This is a genomic window from Streptomyces sp. NPDC051041 (assembly GCF_044456065.1).
In the GTDB taxonomy this organism is placed as follows: domain Bacteria; phylum Actinomycetota; class Actinomycetes; order Streptomycetales; family Streptomycetaceae; genus Streptomyces; species Streptomyces glaucus.
In genome coordinates this window covers 164,259-180,641 of record NZ_JBITFM010000003.1, presented here as the reverse complement: position 1 = coordinate 180,641, position 16,383 = coordinate 164,259, and the positions used below count along the sequence as shown (strand labels likewise).

The window sequence follows — 16,383 nt, the reverse complement described above, 5'->3', positions numbered from 1 at the left end:
CCTTCTTTCGCGTGGCCGGAGGGCGCCGGAGGGACGGTCCGGCGGGCAGACGGGTCGGGGCGACGGGACGGAGGGCTCAGGAGAGCCGCAGGAGTCGCACAGGTCGCAGGAGTCGCACAGGTCGCAGAAGTCGCACAGGTCGCAGGAGTCTCAAGCGTCACGGGATTCGTAAGGAGTCGAACGAGTCGGGGAATCGTCAGGTGTCGGAAGTGCCGTGCGGGTCGGACGAGTCGGGCGCATCGGCCAGGTCGGGAAACCATTCGGCGGGACGGCTCGGTGGGCGAAGGGGGCTGTGCGTGGCGGTCTCGGCCCGGAAGCAGAAAGATGCGGGGAGAACGCCGGTGACGAGGGCCATCGGCGGCCGGCGCCGGGCGCGTCCACCGCTATCGTGGACGCAACCGGACAGCTGTCCGCTCACCGGAAACGTAACGGACAGTTGTCCGGTTATCAAGCACGGGATTCGGCCAGAGCCCGCGAGGAGGACGAGTGCAGCAGAGGAAGGCCGCGCCCGTGCGCTCGGACGCGCAGCGCAACCGCGAACGCATCCTGGAAGTGGCGCTGACCGAACTGACCCGTTGCGCCGACGCGCCGTTGAGCGCGATCGCCAGGAAGGCGGGCGTCGGACAGGGCACGTTCTACCGCAATTTCCCCAACCGCGAGGCGCTCGTCCTGGAGATCTACCGTCACGAGATGCAGCAAGTGGCCGAAAGCGCCACCCAGTTGCTCGGCACTCGGGCACCGGACCAGGCCCTGCGCGCGTGGATGGACCACCTGGCCCGGTTCGCCATGGCCAAGGCCGGTCTCGCGGACGCGATCCGCCAGGCCACCAGCGGACCGGGCAGCCCGGCGAAGCCGGGGCACACCCCGCTGCTCGACGCGGCCGAACTCCTGCTCCGGGCCGCGGAGGAGGCCGGCACCATCCGCCCGGGCGTGAGCGGGGACGACTTCCTGCTCGCCATCGGCGGCCTGTGGCAGATCGACCCCCGCGGCGACTGGCAGCCGCGCGCCGCCCGGCTGTTGGACCTGGTCATGGACGGCCTGCGCGCGGGAGCGCCCGGCCGCTGACCGGCGGCCGGGCGGCGCCGGACGTCATCCGCCGGCGAGACGCCAGAGCGACGTGACTTCCGCGGCGCGGGCGGCGTGCAGGGGATCGGCGGTGTCTCCCGCTCGTGGATGCCGCGGCCTGGTGTCGATCCTGTCCACCACGCGCAGGCCCGCCGCCTCGATGCCGGCCGTCAGCTCGCCACGCGTCCTGAGTCCGAGGCGCTCGGCCAGGTCCGACAGGACCAGCCACCCCTCGCCTCCCGGTGCGAGGTGGGCGGCGAGTCCGGCCAGGAAGTCGCGGAGCATGCTGCCGCCCGGGTCGTAGACGCCCTGCTCCAGGGTGGAGGTGGGCCGGGCCGGGATCCAGGGCGGGTTGCAGACGACGAGGTCCGCGCGCCCGTCGGGAAACAGGCCGGGCCCCACGACGTCGACGCGCCCGGCGAGGCGCAGCCGGCGGACGTTGTCACGCGCGCAGGCCAGGGCACGCGGACTGATGTCGGTGGCCACGACGTGGTCGATCCCCCGGCGGGCCAGGACGGCGGCGAGCACCCCCGTGCCCGTCCCGAGGTCGAACGCGGTGCGGCGGCCCGCCGGCGCGGGAAGCGGCGCCTGTGCGACGAGGTCGACGTATTCGCCCCTGACCGGGGAGAACACGCCGTAGTGCGGATGACACGGGCGTCGAGGGCCGGGATCTCCACGCCCTTCATGCGCCATTGGTGCGCTCCGATCACGCCCAGCAGTTCCGTGAGCGAGACCGCCTTCGGCTCGGACGGCGGCCCGTACGCCTCGGTGCACGCCTGGCGCACATCGGGGGCTCTGCGCAGGTCCAGGCGGTGGTTCTCGTCCAGCAGGACGAGGAGCCTGCCCAGCACGCGGGCACGGTGGCCGCGGGCCCGGCGGTACAGGTGGAAGGACTCCGCCGGGCCGTCGCCCCGCCGGGGAGGCTTCCGGTCGATGCGGCGGCCCATCGCCCGCAGGAGCAGGCGTGCGCCGTGGAAGTCGCCCCGCCACAGCAGGGCGGTGCCCTCGCAGGCCAGGCGGTGGGCGACGTCGGCTCTCGTCCGGTCGTCCGCGCCGGCGACCCGGCGGGGAGGCGGCGTCGCGTTCTCGGAATGCCAGCGGGCGGAACGGGGGGTGTTCGCCTCGGTCCAGTGGATCGTGGACACCACGTACTCCTCGTGATCGAACGTGCGGGGGGCACGAAGAGCACTTCGACGAGGAGCGGGAGGAACGGCCCGTGCCGGGCACGGGTGCGCGGGTCAGGGCAGACGGGGCGGCCGCTCCCGCGTCGAAGCGCGGGAGGAGGAGTCGCCGAGAACCATGCCGAGCGTCACGACCAGTCCTTTCGGAGAGATGACGGAAGAGGCTTGCACAGTCCGCTCCGCTCGGGCAAACCCTCTGGTGGGAGGTGCGGGGAAGCCGGGCTCCCCGCCCACCGCGGCTCCTCGTCCGCCGGCGGCGTCCTTCCCGCGCGGGGGGCGCGGGCCGCCGGGCGGGTCGGGGAGCGGCGCGGCGGGCCGGCGTGGAACCGGACGGCGACGGACGGCGTGCCCGCCGCGGACGCCGGCGCCGTCCGCGCGCCCCGGCCGCGTCCGCTCCTCGTTCCCCCGTCCCGGCACACTGCCCGCCGCAGCAGTCTTGACGCGTAAATGACAACGATGGCTTGATGTCTTGTGGGAGCGCTCCCATATCTCGTTCGGAGAAGGGACCACCATGCGCAGCACCCGCCCCACACGTTCACGGACCCTCCCGGTCCTCGGCCTGCTGGCCACCCTCCTCCTGCCGCTCTGGACGACGCTCGCCCCGCACGCCGCGGCCGCGCCGGCGACGGGGACGGCGGCGGAGGCGGTGCGCGTCATGCCGCTGGGCGACTCGATCACCGGCTCGCCGGGCTGCTGGCGAGCGGTGCTGTGGAACCGGCTGCGGAACGCCGGGTACACGGACGTCGACTTCGTCGGCACCCTCGGCCCCCAGGGCTGCGGCCAGGAGTACGACGGCGACCACGAAGGTCACGGCGGCGAGCTGGTGACCCACGTGGCCGACCGGAATCTGCTTCCGGCACGGCTGGCCGCGACCCGGCCGGACATCGTTGTCATGCACTTCGGGACGAACGACGTCTGGAGCGACGTCGCCCCGGACCGCATCCTCGCCGCCTACACCAGGCTGGTGCAGCAGATGCGGGACTCCAACCCCGACATGAAGGTCCTCGTCGCGCAGCTCATCCCCATGAACCCCGCCACCTGCGCGGCGTGCGCCCAGCGCGTGGTCGACCTCAACGCGCGGATTCCCGGCTGGGCGCGGGCGACGAGCACCGGCCGCTCCCCGGTGACCGTCGTCGACCAGTGGACGGGCTTCAGCACGGCCGCCGACACCTACGACGGCGTGCACCCCGACGCCTCCGGCGACGACAAGATAGCCGCCCGCTGGTACCCGGCCCTGGCCGCGCTGCTCGACGCGGGGTCGCCGGGCGGCCCCGGTGACCCGGGCGGCGGCGAACCCGCCTGCTCCGCGACGTTCCGGGCCGTCGCCGCCTGGCAGGGCGGCTACCAGGGCGAGGTGACGGTGACCAACGCGTCCGCCGCACCCGTCTCCGGCTGGACCGCCACCGTCGTACCCGCCGGCGGCGCACGGGTGACGCAGGTCTGGAACGGCGGCCTCGGCACGGCCGCCGACGGGACGGCCACGGTCGTCAACGCGCCGTGGAACGGCTCCCTCGCGCCGGGAGCGAGCGCCGTCTTCGGATTCGTCGCCACCACATCGAGCACGGCCGGCACCCCGGCGGCGGCCGTCGGCTGCACGGCGCGGGCCGCCGCTTCCTGAGACCGTTTCCGCTTCTTCCCCTGGAGCCGCCATGAGATCCCCCACCGTCGTCCTCCCCCGCCTGGCCGCCGTCACGGCCGGTCTGCTGGGCTTGCTCCTGCCCCTGCTGGCCCTGGGCGCCCCGGCCCACGCGGCGCCCACCGGCTTCCGCGTCGAGAACGGCCGGCTGCTGGAGGCGTCCGGGAACGACTTCGTGATGCGCGGCGTCAACCACGCGCACACCTGGTATCCGGACCGGATCAGCTCCCTCGCCCACATCAAGGCCAAGGGCGCCAACACGGTCCGCGTGGTCCTCTCCAGCGGCGACCGCTGGACCCGCAACGACACCGCCGACGTGGCGAACGTCGTGGCCCAGTGCAAGCAGAACCGGCTGATCTGCGTCCTGGAGGTGCACGACACCACGGGCTACGGCGAGCAGAGCGGAGCCGTCACGCTGTCCCGCGCCGCCGACTACTGGATCAGCGTGCGCAGCGCCCTGGCGGGCCAGGAGGACTACGTCATCGTCAACATCGGCAACGAGCCGTACGGCAACACGAACCACACGGCCTGGACCGCCGACACCAAGGCGGCGATCCGGAAGCTGCGGGACGCCGGGTTCGACCACACGATCATGGCGGACGCGCCCAACTGGGGCCAGGACTGGGCGTTCACCATGCGCGACAACGCCGCCTCGGTGTTCGCCGCCGACCCGGACCGCAACACCGTCTTCTCCATCCACATGTACGGCGTCTTCGACACCGCAGCCGAGGTCGGCGACTACCTGAACCGCTTCGTCGCCGCGAAACTCCCGATCGTGGTGGGCGAGTTCGGGCACGACCACTCGGACGGCAACCCCGACGAGGACGCGATCCTCGCGGTGACGCAGCAGCTCGGCCTCGGCTACCTCGGCTGGTCCTGGAGCGGCAACGGCGGCGGGGTCGAGTACCTGGACATGGTCACGAACTTCGACCCGGACCGGCTCACCTCGTGGGGGCAGCGGATCTTCAACGGCCCGAACGGCATCGCCGCCACGGCCAGGGAAGCGGCCGTCTACTCCGCCTCCGGCGGCGACACCACCGCCCCGACCGCCCCCGGCACCCCCGCCGCCTCGGCGGTGACGTCCTCGTCCGTCACCCTGAGCTGGGCCGCCGCCACCGACGCGACCGGCGTCACGGGCTACGACGTGGTCCGGGTGAGCGGCGGGGAGGAGACCGTCGTCACCAGCACGACGGGCACCTCCGCCACCGTCACCGGCCTGGCCCCGGCCACCCCGTACACCTTCGCCGTCTACGCCCGCGACGCCGCCGGCAACCGCTCGCAGCGGTCCGGCACGGTGGCGGTGACCACGTCCTCCGGCGGTTCCCAGGCCGCCTGCGCGGTCGGCTACAAGGTGACGGGCCAGTGGCCCGGCGGCTTCCAGGGCGAGATCGTCCTCCGCAACACCGGCACGTCGGCGATCAACGGCTGGACCCTGCGCTGGACCTTCCCCGACGGCCAGCGCGTCACCAGCCTGTGGGGCGGCACGGCGACGCAGGACGGCGCGGAGGTCACCGTCACCTCCGCCCCGTACACCGCGGCCGTCCCCGCGGCGGGTTCCGTCACCCTCGGTTTCACGGCTTCCCGGGGCAGCGCGAATCCCAGCCCCACCGCGTTCACCCTCAACGGCGCCGCCTGCACCGTGAGCTGACGCCCGGCGCCCCGGCCCCGCACCGGGCCGGGGCGCGAACGGGGCGGTCATCGCTTCAGAGCGGCTTCCGCTCCTCCTCCCGGGCGCCCCGGGCCGGCGCTTCCGGCAGGGAGCGCCGTGCGCGAAGCGGCGAGAGGAAGACGGGCAGGAAGGCCACCGCCATGATCGCACCGCCCGCCCACAGCGTGGCCCGGACACCGATCAGCTCGCCGAGCGCGCCGGACACCGCGGCGCCGACCGCCAGGGCACCCGTCAGCAGGAACCGGAACGTGGCGTTCATGCGGCCGAGCAGCGCGTCGGGGGTCATGTGCTGACGCAGGCTGACACCCACCACGTTGTCCATTCCCACTTTGAACATGGCCAGGCACCACCCCGCACCGGCCACGAACAGCCAGGGACCGCGGTCGACCAGCGGGACGAGCAGTCCGGACGGCGCCAGGCACAGCCCGGCGACACCCAGCGTGCGGCCGTGTCCGAGCCGGGCGGCGACGAAGCGCGCGCACCGCGCGCCGACCAGCAGCCCGACACCGCCCGCGCCCCAGAACAGTCCCAGCGCGGTGGTGGAGAGGCCGAGCCCGCGCACGAACCGGATCGGCAGCATCGTGTTGACGACGGCCGAGCCGAGATTGGCCAGCGCCGCGGTCAGGGCGAGCGCCCGCAGCTCCTCGTCGCCGGCCACGTGCCGCACCCCCTCGGCGATCCGGGTGCGCAACCGGCCGGCCGGCCCGGACGGCGGTCCGGCCGCCGGGCGGGTGCGCCGGACGGCGGTCAGGCCCAGGCCGGAGGCCAGATGGGCGCCCGCGGCGACGAGGACGGCCCCCGGGGCGGTGAGCAGCGCGACGAGGGCGCCGCCGGCGCTGCGCCCCACCACGTTCCCGGCCGCGACCAGCGTGCCGATGTCCGCGTTCGCCCGCACCAGCCCGCTCCTGTCGACGATCCGGGGCAGCGCGCTCTGCGCTCCCACGTCGAAGAACACGGTGGCGCAGCCGGTGACCAGCACCACGGCGTACAGCTGCCCCAGGGAGAGCACGCCGAGCCACCAGGCCACCGGGACGGAGGCGAACAGCAGGGCCCTGACCAGGTCCGCCGTGATCAGTACCCGCCGGTGGCTGAGCCGGTCCACCCAGGCCCCGGCCGGCAGCCCGATGAGCAGGAAGGCCACCGTGCTCAGGGTGGACAGGGCTCCGACCTGGCCGGGCCCGGCGTCCAGCGCCGCCACCGCGACCAGGGGCACGGCGACGTAATTGACGTTGGCGCCGAGCTGGCTGAGGGCGGACGCGGTGAACAGCGTGCGGAAGTCGGGCTCCCGCCACGGGGAGTCGGGGCGCGTCACCGGGCCCCCACAGCCGTGGCGGAGCCGGCCCCGGCGCTCCCGGCGGCAGGGCCCGGCGGCCGGCCGCTGCCGCGGCGCGTCATGCCGACACCGGCCAGGACGACGGCCATCCCCGCGCCGACCCGGAGGCCGACGTCCTCCCCGAGCACGATCGCGCCCAGGGCCAGGGAGACCACCGGCAGCAGGTATCCGACCGCGGCGGCGTCGGTGGCGCCCTCGTCCGCGATGATCCGGTAGGTGAGGTGGAAGGTGAGGCCGGTGGCCAGGACGCCCAGGACGACGACCGCGATCAGGGCGGTGCGATCCGCCCGGACCGGTGGCAGGCCGTCGGCCGGCAGGGCCAGGGCGGCGAGTCCGGTCGCGCAGACGAGCTGGGCGGCGGAGAGGGAGAGGGTGGGGATCCCCTTGCCGGCGAGGGTGCGGCCCATGTAGCCGAACGCGACGGCGTAGCTGGCCGCGGCGGCGAGGACGGCGAGGGCGCCCCAGCCGAGGGAGCCCGACCGCTGCCACGGGGCGAAGATCACCACCGTTCCGCCGAAGCCGAGCAGGAGCCCGGCCAGGCGGACCGGACGCAGCGGGCGCTCCGCGCCCGTGCCGAGGCCGAGGGCGAGGGACCACAGCGGGGTCGTCGCGTTCAGCACACCGGCCTGCCCCGAGTCGACGGTCTGCTGGCCCAGGCCGAAGAGGGCGAACGGCAGGGCGTTGCAGAAGAACGCGGCCACGACGAGACGGCCCCAGACCCCGCGGCCCCGTGGCAGGCGCCGCCCCGTGCCGTAGCAGGCGGCCGTGAGGACGAGCGCCCCCAGCGCGCAGCGCGCGGCGGTCACCTGGAGGGGGGACAGGCCCGTGAGAGCCAGCTCGATCCACAGGAAGGTCGACCCCCACAGCAGGGCCAGCAGCCCCAGCCGTCCCCATCCCAGCAGACTCCGCACCCGGCCGCTCACACGCTTCTCCCCTGCTCGGTTCCCTGCTCGGCCCTATGACGGTGCATCGAGCGCCTCTTGAGGACAAGCAAAAGATTTTGCACGGATCGTTAAGCTCTGCTGCATGCTTGATGTGAGACGTCTGCAAGTGCTCCGCGCCGTGGTCACCAGCGGCACGGTGACGGCCGCCGCGGCGCACCTGGGGTACACGCCGTCGGCCGTGAGCCAGCAGGTGGCGGCCCTGGAGCGGGAAGCCGGGGCGAAACTGCTGGAGCGGGTCGGCCGGGGCGTGCGGCCCACGGCCGCGGGCCTGCTGCTCACCGAGCACGCCGAACTGATCGGCGCGGCGGTCGCCCGGGCCGAGAGCGCGCTGGCCGACCTGCGGGCCGGGCGCACCGGTCGGCTGTCGGTCCGCTATTTCGCCACGGTCGGCTCCCCGCTGATGGCCCCCGCGCTCGCCCGGCTCCGGGACACGCATCCCGACGTCCGGGTCGAGCTCCGACTGGCCGACCGGGAGGAGTCCGTGGAGGCGGTCGTGCGCGGCTCGGCGGACCTGGCCGTGGTCGTCCAGGACCGCGACCCGGCCGACCCCGCCGTCCGTCTGGTACGCCTCCTGGAGGACCCCTACGCCGCCGTGCTGCCCGCGTCCCATCCGCTCGCCGCCGAGCCGGTCCTCGACCTCGCGCGGCTCTCCGGCGAGCGGTGGGTGGGCAGCGAGCCGCCCGGCCCCTGCCTCGCCCCGGTGCTCGACGCCTGTGCCACGGCGGGGTTCAGCCCCGAGTTCGCCCTCCAGAGCGAGGACTACGCCACCGCGCAGGGCTTCGTGGCGGCCGGTCTGGGCATCGGCCTGATGCCCCTGCTGGGGCTGCGGAACACCCATCCGGGTGTCGTCGTGCGCGAGGTCCGCAACCCCACGCCGCTCAGGGTGATCTCCGCCGTGGTACGGCGGGTCGCCCTGGCGCAGCCCGCCCTGCGCGGCCTGCTCGACGCCCTGCGCGCCGTCGCCGCTCCCGGCCCGCCCGAGGCACCGGGCGCGGAGCGCCACCACTGATCACGCGCCGCCGCGGCCCGGGGCCGCTCCCGCGGTGGCGGCGGACGGAGCCCTATCCGAGGAACGACAACCGGACCTGACGGTCGGCGTTGTCGACGTTCGTGTCCACCAGGCACACCGACTGCCAGGTGCCGAGTTCCAGCCGGCCGCCGAGCACCGGGAGCGTCGCGTGCGGCGGGACGAGGGCCGGCAGGACGTGGTCGCGGCCGTGGCCGGGGCTGCCGTGGCGGTGCTGCCAGCGGTCGTCGGCGGGCAGGAGGGTGTGCAGGGCGGCCAGGAGGTCGTCGTCGCTGCCGGCGCCCGTCTCGATGATCGCGATGCCCGCCGTGGCGTGCGGGACGAAGACGTTGAGGAGTCCGTCGCGGCCGGCCGCCACCTCCCGCAGGAAGGACTCGCAGTCGCGGGTGAGGTCGAAGACGGTCTCGGTCGAACCGGTCGTGATGTCCAGGACTCGCGTGGTGAAGGCGTCTGACATGCTCCCATGGTGACGTACGCGCCGGGTTCCGGCCGGAAGGGGCCGTCCGGGATGTGACACGGCGTTCCACTTCACGAGACACCCGTTGACCGTGCACCTGTCAGCTGGCTACGTTCGGCGGCATGTCGCGTTCAGCCCTGCTCACCACGCGCGGTCACATCGACCTGCTGCGGGTGGCCTCCGCCGCGTGTCGCCGCGGCCGCTGACGCCTTCTCCCACCCGTTCTCCCGCTTCCTTCCCCGCCTCCGGCCCGCCGCCCCGCGCGCCCGCCGGCCGCTTCCGGCCGGACGGGCGGCCGCGGCGGCGAGGCGCGGTCCCCCTGTGCCGCCCACCCCCTCGTGGAGCACTCATGAGCATCGGCCATGCCCCGCCCGGCTCCCCCGAGCCGGACATCTCACCCATAGGCGCATCCGGCGCCTTTGGTGCGCCCCCCGTCCCCGAGGACGGCTCCTCCCCCGGCCTCCAGCCCCTCGACCCCGCCTCCTCCCGCCGCGCCCGCGTGCCCCGCTGGCTGCGCCGCACCACCGGCCCGGTGCTGCTGCTGGCGCTGTGGCAACTCCTCAGCGGCACCGGTGTGCTGACCGCCGACGTGCTCGCCTCGCCGGGGCGGATCGCGCAGGTCGCCGGGGACCTGATCGCCGACGGGTCCCTGCCGTCCGCCATGGGCACCTCGCTCCGGCGGGTCGCGGCCGGGCTGCTGCTGGGCCTGGTCGTCGGCACCGGACTCGCCCTGCTCTCCGGCCTGTTCAGGGTCGGCGAGGACCTGGTGGACGCACCGCTGCAGATGCTGCGGACCGTGCCGTTCGTGGGTCTCATCCCGCTGTTCATCATCTGGTTCGGCATCGGGGAGGCCCCGAAGGTCGCCATCATCACGCTCGGCGTGACCTTCCCGCTCTACCTCAACGTCTACGCCGGGATCCGCGGCGTGGACGCCCAGTTGATCGAGGCCGGGGAGTCCCTCGGGCTGTCGCGGTGGGGACTCGTGCGGCACGTCGTCCTGCCGGGCGCGCTGCCCGGCGCGATGACCGGGCTGCGCTACTCGCTCGGCATCGCCTGGCTCGCGCTCGTCTTCGCCGAGCAGGTCAACGCCGACTCCGGCATCGGGTTCCTCATGGTGCAGGCACGGGACTTCCTGCGCACCGACGTGATCGTGGTCTGCCTGATCGTCTACGCCTTCCTCGGCCTGCTGGCCGACTTCGTCGTCCGCTCCCTCGAAAGGCTGCTGCTGCAATGGCGACCGACGTTCACCGGCCGGTGATCCCGCAGGCGGTGCACGTCGAGGGGCTCACCCGCTCCTTCGACGGCCGCGCCGTCATCGACCGGCTGGAACTCGACATCCGGGCGGGCGAGTTCGTGGCCCTGCTCGGCCGCAGCGGCTGCGGCAAGTCCACCCTGCTGCGCGTCCTCGCCGGCCTCGACCGCGACATCGAGGGCACCGTCCTGGTGCCCCGCCGCAGGGCCGTCGCCTTCCAGGCGCCGCGGCTGATGCCGTGGAAGAAGGTGTGGCGCAACGTCCTGCTGGGCCTGCCCGGCAGACCCGAACGGGCCGTCGCCGAGCAGGCGCTCTCCGAGGTGGGCCTCGCCCACCGCTCGGACGCCTGGCCCAAGACGCTGTCCGGCGGCGAGGCCCAGCGCGCCTCCCTGGCCCGCGCCCTGGTGCGCGAGCCCGATCTGCTGCTGCTCGACGAGCCGTTCGGCGCGCTCGACGCGCTCACCCGGATCAGAGCCCAGCGGCTGGTGGGCGAGGTGTGGCAGCGCCGCGGATGCGCCGTCCTCCTCGTCACCCACGACGTGGAGGAGGCCGTGCTGCTCGCCGACCGCGTCCTCGTCATGGACGGCGGGGTCATCGCGCACGAGCAGCGCGTCGGCCTCGACCGCCCCCGCGACATCACCGACCCCCGCTTCGCCGGCCTGCGCGCCGGGCTCCTCGAACGCCTCGGCGTCGAGACCGCCGCCGAAGCCGCCTGAACTCCCCGCGCCCCGTCCGACCTCCGGTTCCCCCTACCCGAACGGATCCGCCATGCGACGACGCCTCGTCCCCGCCGCCCTGCTCCTGCCCCTCGCCCTCCTGCTCACCGCCTGCGGCGGGAACCCGGCCGCCACCGCCTCCCCGGGCGACGGGACCGACGGCCGGGGCTCCGTCACGCTCACCGTCGGTGACCAGAAGGGCGGTTCGGAGGCCGTCCTGCGGGCCGCCGGGGAGCTGAAGGACCTCGACTACAGGATCGAGTGGTCCACGTTCACCTCCGGTCCGCCGCTGCTGGAGGCCGTCAACGCCGGGGCCGTCGACATCGGCGGCGTGGGCAACACGCCGCCGGTCTTCGCGGCCGGCGCCGGCTCGAGGATCTCGGTGGTGGCCGCGTGGCACGGCACGTCCGCGGGCGACGCCGTCCTCGTGCCGAACGGTTCGCCGCTGCGGGAGCCCGCCGAGCTGAAGGGCAGGTCGGTCGCCGTGGCGCAGGGCTCCTCCGCGCACTACCAGCTGGTGGCGTCCCTGGAGAAGGCCGGGCTGGGCCTCGGCGACGTCGAGGTCGAGTACCTCCAGCCCGCCGACGCGCTCGCCGCGTTCACCTCCGGCAAGGTCGACGCCTGGGCGGTGTGGGACCCGTACACCTCGCAGGTGCTGAAGGCGAAGCAGGGCCGGGTCCTGACCACCGGCGAGGGGGTGACCAACGGGCTCACCTTCCAGGTGGCGGCGCCGAGCGCGCTGCGGGACGAGAAGAAGGCCGCCGCCGTCGAGGACTACCTGGAACGGCTGCGGCGCGCCTACGCGTGGGTGTACGGCCACCAGGAGGAGTGGGCGAAGGTCTGGGCGGAGGACACCGGGCTGCCCGAGGACGTGGCGCTGGCCGCGGTGAAGCGGACCTACGCCACCCGGATCGCGGTCGCGGTCGACGAGCCGCTCATCGCCTCCGAGCAGGAGATCGCGGACACGTTCGCCGAGCTGGAGCTCATCCCGCGCAAGGTCGACTTCGGCGACTTCACCGACACCCGGTTCAACGGCGACCTGCCGCCGTCGACCACCCCGGCCCGCCCTTCGGAGGGCTCCTGACACGACCGCGCGCCTCCGCCGGGGGCCGAGGCGGCCGGTTCGGGACCGCCCGGGGCACGACCCGTCCGGGCCGGTGTTCCGCTGCCGGCCGCGGGCGGACGCCGACCCCGCGGGAAGATCCACGGCCCCGGCGGGGTTGGCGGACATGTGAACAACACCGAGGTCGTCGTCATAGGCGCCGGCCAGGCCGGTCTGGCCGGCGCCTATCACCTGCGGCGCTCCGGGTTCGAGCCGGGGCGCGGCTTCGTGGTGCTGGACCACTCCCCCGGACCGGGCGGCGCCTGGCAGTTCCGCTGGCCGTCGCTGACCTACGGCAAGGTGCACGGCGTGCACTCCCTGCCGGGCATGGAACTGACCGGCGCCGATCCCGCGCGCCCGTCCTCCGAGGTCGTCGCCGAGTACTTCGCGGCCTACGAGCAGACCTTCGACCTGCGGGTACGGCGCCCCGTCGACGTGCGCGCCGTGCGCGAGGGGACCGGCGGGCGGCTGGTCGTGGAGACCTCGGCCGGGGACTGGGCGGCGCGGGCGCTGATCAACGCGACCGGCACCTGGGACCGGCCGTTCCGGCCGCGCTACCCGGGCCAGGAGACCTTCCGCGGGCGGCAGCTGCACACCGCGCAGTACACCGGGCCCGAGGAGTTCGCCGGGCTGCGGGTGGTCGTGGTGGGCGGGGGCGCGTCCGGCACCCAGCACCTGCTGGAGATCGCGCCGTACGCGGCCGCCACCACCTGGGTGACCAGGCGGCCGCCGGTGTTCCGCGAGGGGCCCTTCGACGAGGACGCGGGCCGGGCGGCGGTCGCGCTCGTGGCGGACCGGGTGCGGCGGGGGCTGCCGCCGAGGAGTGTGGTGTCGGTGACCGGGCTGCCGCTGAACGACGCGATCCGGCAGGGCATCGCGGACGGAGTGCTCGACCGGCAGCCCATGTTCGACCGGATCACGCCCGACGGGGTCGCGTGGGAGGGCGGCGGGCACGTGTCCGCCGACGTCATCCTGTGGGCGACCGGGTTCCGGCCCGCCCTCGCCCACCTGGCCCCGCTCGGGCTGCGCGAGCCGGGCGGCGGCATCCGCATGGAGGGGACGCGGGTGGCCGCCGACCCGCGGATCCACCTCGTCGGATACGGCCCCTCGGCCAGCACCGTCGGCGCCAACCGGGCGGGCCGCGCGGCCGTGCGGGACATCAGGAGGCTGCTGGCCGGGGAGCCCGCCGCCGCGTGAGGTCCCGCCGGGTCAGCGGGGGGCGGGCGAACTCCGGCGGCCGTGGTCGGACTCGGCGAGGTTGCGCCGGTGCTCGGCGTGGTCGGCGGTGAAGCGGGTGTCGCCCGGCCTGACCGTGACGAAGTACAGCCAGTCGCCCGGCGTCGGGTTGATCACGGCGCGCAGCGCCTCCTCGCCGGGGTTGGCGATGGGCGTGGGCGGCAGTCCCATGCGCTGGTAGGTGTTGTACGGGCTCTCGACGCGGGTGTCGCCCCGGGGCGTCCCGCGGGGGGCGCGGCCCAGCGCGTAATTGACGGTGGAGTCCATCTGCAGCGGCATGCCCCGCTCCAGGCGGTTGAAGATCACCCGGGCCACCTTGCCCATGTCGGCCTCGGTGGCGGCCTCGGCCTGCACGATGCTCGCGATGATGACCGCCTGGTAGACGTTCATCGCGTTGCGCTGCGCGCCGGCGGCGATCGGGGCGCCGTTGAACTTCTTGCCGGCGGTGTCGGCCATGGCCGACAGCAGCCGCTCCGGCGTCGTCTTCCCGTCGAGCGGATACGTTCCCGGGAAGAGGTAGCCCTCGGGGTTGCCCCCGGCTTCGTCCGGCAGTCTCAGCCGGGCCTTCGCGAGGGACTTCCCGGTGGTGCCGGCGGGCAGGGCGAGCGCCTTGTCGACGGCCGCGTAGACCTGGCTCGCCCGCCGGCCCGCCGGGACGGCCAGGGTCCTGGGACGGCTGTCGCCCTCGTCCGCCGGGGACAGCAGCGGCACCGCCACGGCGGTGCCGGCCACGACGGCTCCGGTCGCGATCAGGACGATACGGCCCCGGCGCGTCAGTCGGACCGTGCTCCTCGTGCTCCGTGGCGGAGTGTTCGTCTGCATGCGGGCACGGTAACCCCCGAATAACGACAAACCTGGCATATTTTCATCTTGTCGGCTCCAGTCGGGCGTCCCTGCGGACCAGTTCCGCATAGCGCCCGTTCCGTTCCAGCAGCTCCTCGTGCGTGCCGCGTTCGACCACGCGCCCGGAGTCGAGGACCACGATCTGGTCGGCGCCGCGGACGGTGGACAGGCGGTGCGCGATGGTGAGCGTGGTGCGGTCGGCCGACAGGGCGTCGATGGCCTCCTGGACGGCGGCCTCCGTGCGGGTGTCCAGGGCGCTGGTCGCCTCGTCGAGGATGAGGACGGGCGGGTCGCGCAGGATGGTGCGGGCGATGGCCAGGCGCTGTTTCTCGCCGCCGGAGAAGCGGTGGCCGCGCTCGCCGACGACCGTGTCGTAGCCGTCGGGCAGGGACGCGATGTGGTCGTGGATCTGGGCCGCCCGCGCCGCCGCGACCAGTTCCTCGTCGGTGGCGTCCGGCTTGGCGAAGCGCAGGTTCTCGGCGACCGAGGCGTGGAAGAGGTACGTCTCCTGCGAGACGACGCCGACCGCGCGGGCCAGGGTGTCGAAGTCCAGGTCGCGCACGTCGGTCCCGTCGAGGGTGACCCGGCCGCCCGTCACGTCGTACAGCCGCGGCACCAGGTAGCCGAGCGTGGACTTGCCGGCGCCGGTGGGGCCGACGACGGCGAGGCTGCCGCCCGCGGGGACGGTCAGGTCGATGCCGTCGAGGACCGGGCCGCTGTCGTCGCCGTAGCGGAACTCCACGTTCTCGAAGCGGACCTCGCCCCTGATCCGGTCCAGGCGGACCGGCTGTTCGCGCTCGGTGATGTCGACGGGCAGGTCCAGGTACTCGAAGATCCGCTGGAAGAGCGCGAGCGAGGCCTGGATCTGGACGCCGGTGCCGAGCAGGCTGACGGCCGGGCGGAACAGCCCCTGCTGCAGCGAGACGAAGGCGACGATGGTGCCGATGGAGACCTCCGGGCCGCCGAAGTGCAGGGCCAGGCCGGCGGTCCAGTAGATGACGGCGGGCATCGCGGCCATGACGATCGTGATGACGGCCATCCGCCAGCGGCCCGCCATGTTCGACCGGACCTCCAGGTCGACCAGGCGCTCGGACTCCTCGGCGAAGGACCGGGTGAGCGAGTCGGAGCGGCCCATGGTGCGGCCGAGCAGGATGCCGCTGACCGAGAGCGACTCGGTGACCGTGGCGGCCATCGCGGCCATCTGCTTCTGCCGCCGGGTGGTGATCTTCCGGCGCTCGTCGCCGACGCGGCGGCTGATCCACACGAAGACGGGGAGCAGCAGCAGCGAGACGACGGTCAGCCGCCAGTCGAGGGCGACCATCGCGGCGATCGTGGCGACCACGCTGGTCGCGTTGGAGACCAGGGAGGTGGCGGTGGAGGTGACGGTGGCCTGCATGCCGCCGATGTCGTTGGCGATGCGGGACTGGACCTCGCCGGTGCGGGTGCGGGTGAAGAAGGCGAGCGACATGCGCTGCAGCCGGCCGTAGACGGCGGTGCGCAGATCGTGCATGACGCGCTGGCCGACCGTCGTGGAGATCAGGGTCTGCAGTACGCCGAAGACGCTGGTGAGGACGGCGCCGAGGATCATGCCGAGGGCGAGCAGCGTGAGCAGGCCGGTGCGGCCCTCGGGGATCGCGACGTCGAGGATCGCCTTCAGCAGGAACGGCGAGGCGACCGTGACCAGCGACGAGGCGCCGACCAGCAGGCCGACGACCGCGAGCCGGCCGCGGTAGGGGCGGAAGAGCCGCAGGATGCGGCGCATCTGCCGGGGCTGGTCCGGCGGGTCGGCGGGCGGGGTCCAGACGGGTTCGCGGTCGGGATGCATGGGCTCCTACGGGGATCGGGCGGCGGGGGCGCCGGAGGAGGGACACGTCGGCGACCGGCGTCGCGCCGTCGGCCGGCCGCACGTCGCCGACCGACGG

14 protein-coding genes and 1 pseudogene are annotated in these 16,383 nt (G+C 74.2%); 9 read left to right on the top strand and 6 right to left on the bottom strand.

Annotated elements, in window-relative coordinates:
* Window positions 1–486: 486 nt before the first annotated feature.
* On the top strand, window positions 487–1,065 hold the full coding sequence (locus ACIBAI_RS06985) for a TetR/AcrR family transcriptional regulator (protein WP_399031660.1): 579 nt from the start codon (window positions 487–489) through the stop codon (window positions 1,063–1,065).
* A gap of 24 nt (window positions 1,066–1,089) precedes the next feature.
* Here the strand turns inward: ACIBAI_RS06985 and ACIBAI_RS06980 are convergent.
* A pseudogene (locus tag ACIBAI_RS06980) lies at window positions 1,090–2,210 on the bottom strand (methyltransferase).
* Window positions 2,211–2,757: 547 nt separating this feature from the next.
* Here ACIBAI_RS06980 and ACIBAI_RS06975 point away from each other — a divergent pair.
* Window positions 2,758–3,864 carry a GDSL-type esterase/lipase family protein gene (locus ACIBAI_RS06975; protein ID WP_399031659.1) on the top strand — a complete coding sequence of 369 codons (1,107 nt, stop codon included), beginning with the start codon at window positions 2,758–2,760 and terminating at the stop codon, window positions 3,862–3,864.
* A gap of 31 nt (window positions 3,865–3,895) precedes the next feature.
* Window positions 3,896–5,530, top strand: coding sequence for a cellulase family glycosylhydrolase (locus tag ACIBAI_RS06970; RefSeq protein ID WP_399031657.1), 1,635 nt, complete (start codon window positions 3,896–3,898; stop codon window positions 5,528–5,530).
* Between the two features lie 55 nt (window positions 5,531–5,585).
* On the opposite strand, the gene ACIBAI_RS06965 is transcribed toward ACIBAI_RS06970, so the two are convergent.
* A complete protein-coding gene (locus tag ACIBAI_RS06965) occupies window positions 5,586–6,863 on the bottom strand; it encodes an MFS transporter (protein ID WP_399031655.1) in 1,278 nt (425 codons plus the stop codon).
* Window positions 6,860–7,807, bottom strand: coding sequence for a DMT family transporter (locus ACIBAI_RS06960; RefSeq protein ID WP_399031653.1), 948 nt, complete (start codon window positions 7,805–7,807; stop codon window positions 6,860–6,862). Before ACIBAI_RS06960 ends, ACIBAI_RS06965 begins: the two co-directional genes overlap by 4 nt.
* A gap of 103 nt (window positions 7,808–7,910) precedes the next feature.
* Here ACIBAI_RS06960 and ACIBAI_RS06955 point away from each other — a divergent pair, with 103 nt between their 5' ends.
* The gene (locus ACIBAI_RS06955; RefSeq protein WP_399031652.1) at window positions 7,911–8,837 is read left to right on the top strand and encodes a LysR family transcriptional regulator; all 927 of its coding nucleotides are present in this window, start codon (window positions 7,911–7,913) and stop codon (window positions 8,835–8,837) included.
* 52 nt (window positions 8,838–8,889) lie between these two features.
* On the opposite strand, the gene ACIBAI_RS06950 is transcribed toward ACIBAI_RS06955, so the two are convergent.
* Window positions 8,890–9,312 (bottom strand): YjbQ family protein, encoded by a 423-nt coding sequence (locus tag ACIBAI_RS06950; protein ID WP_399031651.1) that lies wholly within the window; start codon window positions 9,310–9,312, stop codon window positions 8,890–8,892.
* Window positions 9,313–9,434: 122 nt separating this feature from the next.
* On the opposite strand from ACIBAI_RS06950, the gene ACIBAI_RS06945 reads away from it, so the two are divergent.
* From ACIBAI_RS06945 to ACIBAI_RS06925, 5 genes are all read left to right on the top strand, one after another.
* Window positions 9,435–9,518 (top strand): putative leader peptide, encoded by an 84-nt coding sequence (locus tag ACIBAI_RS06945; RefSeq protein WP_356129427.1) that lies wholly within the window; start codon window positions 9,435–9,437, stop codon window positions 9,516–9,518.
* A 143-nt stretch (window positions 9,519–9,661) separates the two neighbouring features.
* Window positions 9,662–10,570, top strand: a complete 909-nt coding sequence (locus ACIBAI_RS06940; RefSeq protein ID WP_399031649.1) for an ABC transporter permease — start codon at window positions 9,662–9,664, stop codon at window positions 10,568–10,570.
* Window positions 10,543–11,280, top strand: a complete 738-nt coding sequence (locus ACIBAI_RS06935; protein ID WP_399031648.1) for an ABC transporter ATP-binding protein — start codon at window positions 10,543–10,545, stop codon at window positions 11,278–11,280. Before ACIBAI_RS06940 ends, ACIBAI_RS06935 begins: the two co-directional genes overlap by 28 nt.
* A gap of 52 nt (window positions 11,281–11,332) precedes the next feature.
* Window positions 11,333–12,364, top strand: coding sequence for an ABC transporter substrate-binding protein (locus ACIBAI_RS06930; protein WP_399031646.1), 1,032 nt, complete (start codon window positions 11,333–11,335; stop codon window positions 12,362–12,364).
* A 147-nt stretch (window positions 12,365–12,511) separates the two neighbouring features.
* Complete coding sequence (locus tag ACIBAI_RS06925) at window positions 12,512–13,579, top strand: NAD(P)-binding domain-containing protein (protein ID WP_399031645.1); 1,068 nt, start codon at window positions 12,512–12,514, stop codon at window positions 13,577–13,579.
* A 12-nt stretch (window positions 13,580–13,591) separates the two neighbouring features.
* Here ACIBAI_RS06925 and mltG read toward each other — a convergent pair whose 3' ends face one another.
* Both mltG and ACIBAI_RS06915 read right to left on the bottom strand, forming a co-directional pair.
* Window positions 13,592–14,440: an endolytic transglycosylase MltG gene (mltG, locus tag ACIBAI_RS06920; RefSeq protein WP_399031643.1), complete on the bottom strand. Its 849-nt coding sequence runs from the start codon at window positions 14,438–14,440 to the stop codon at window positions 13,592–13,594.
* A 43-nt stretch (window positions 14,441–14,483) separates the two neighbouring features.
* On the bottom strand, window positions 14,484–16,286 hold the full coding sequence (locus ACIBAI_RS06915) for an ABC transporter ATP-binding protein (protein ID WP_399031641.1): 1,803 nt from the start codon (window positions 16,284–16,286) through the stop codon (window positions 14,484–14,486).
* Between the last annotated feature and the right edge of the window lie 97 nt (window positions 16,287–16,383).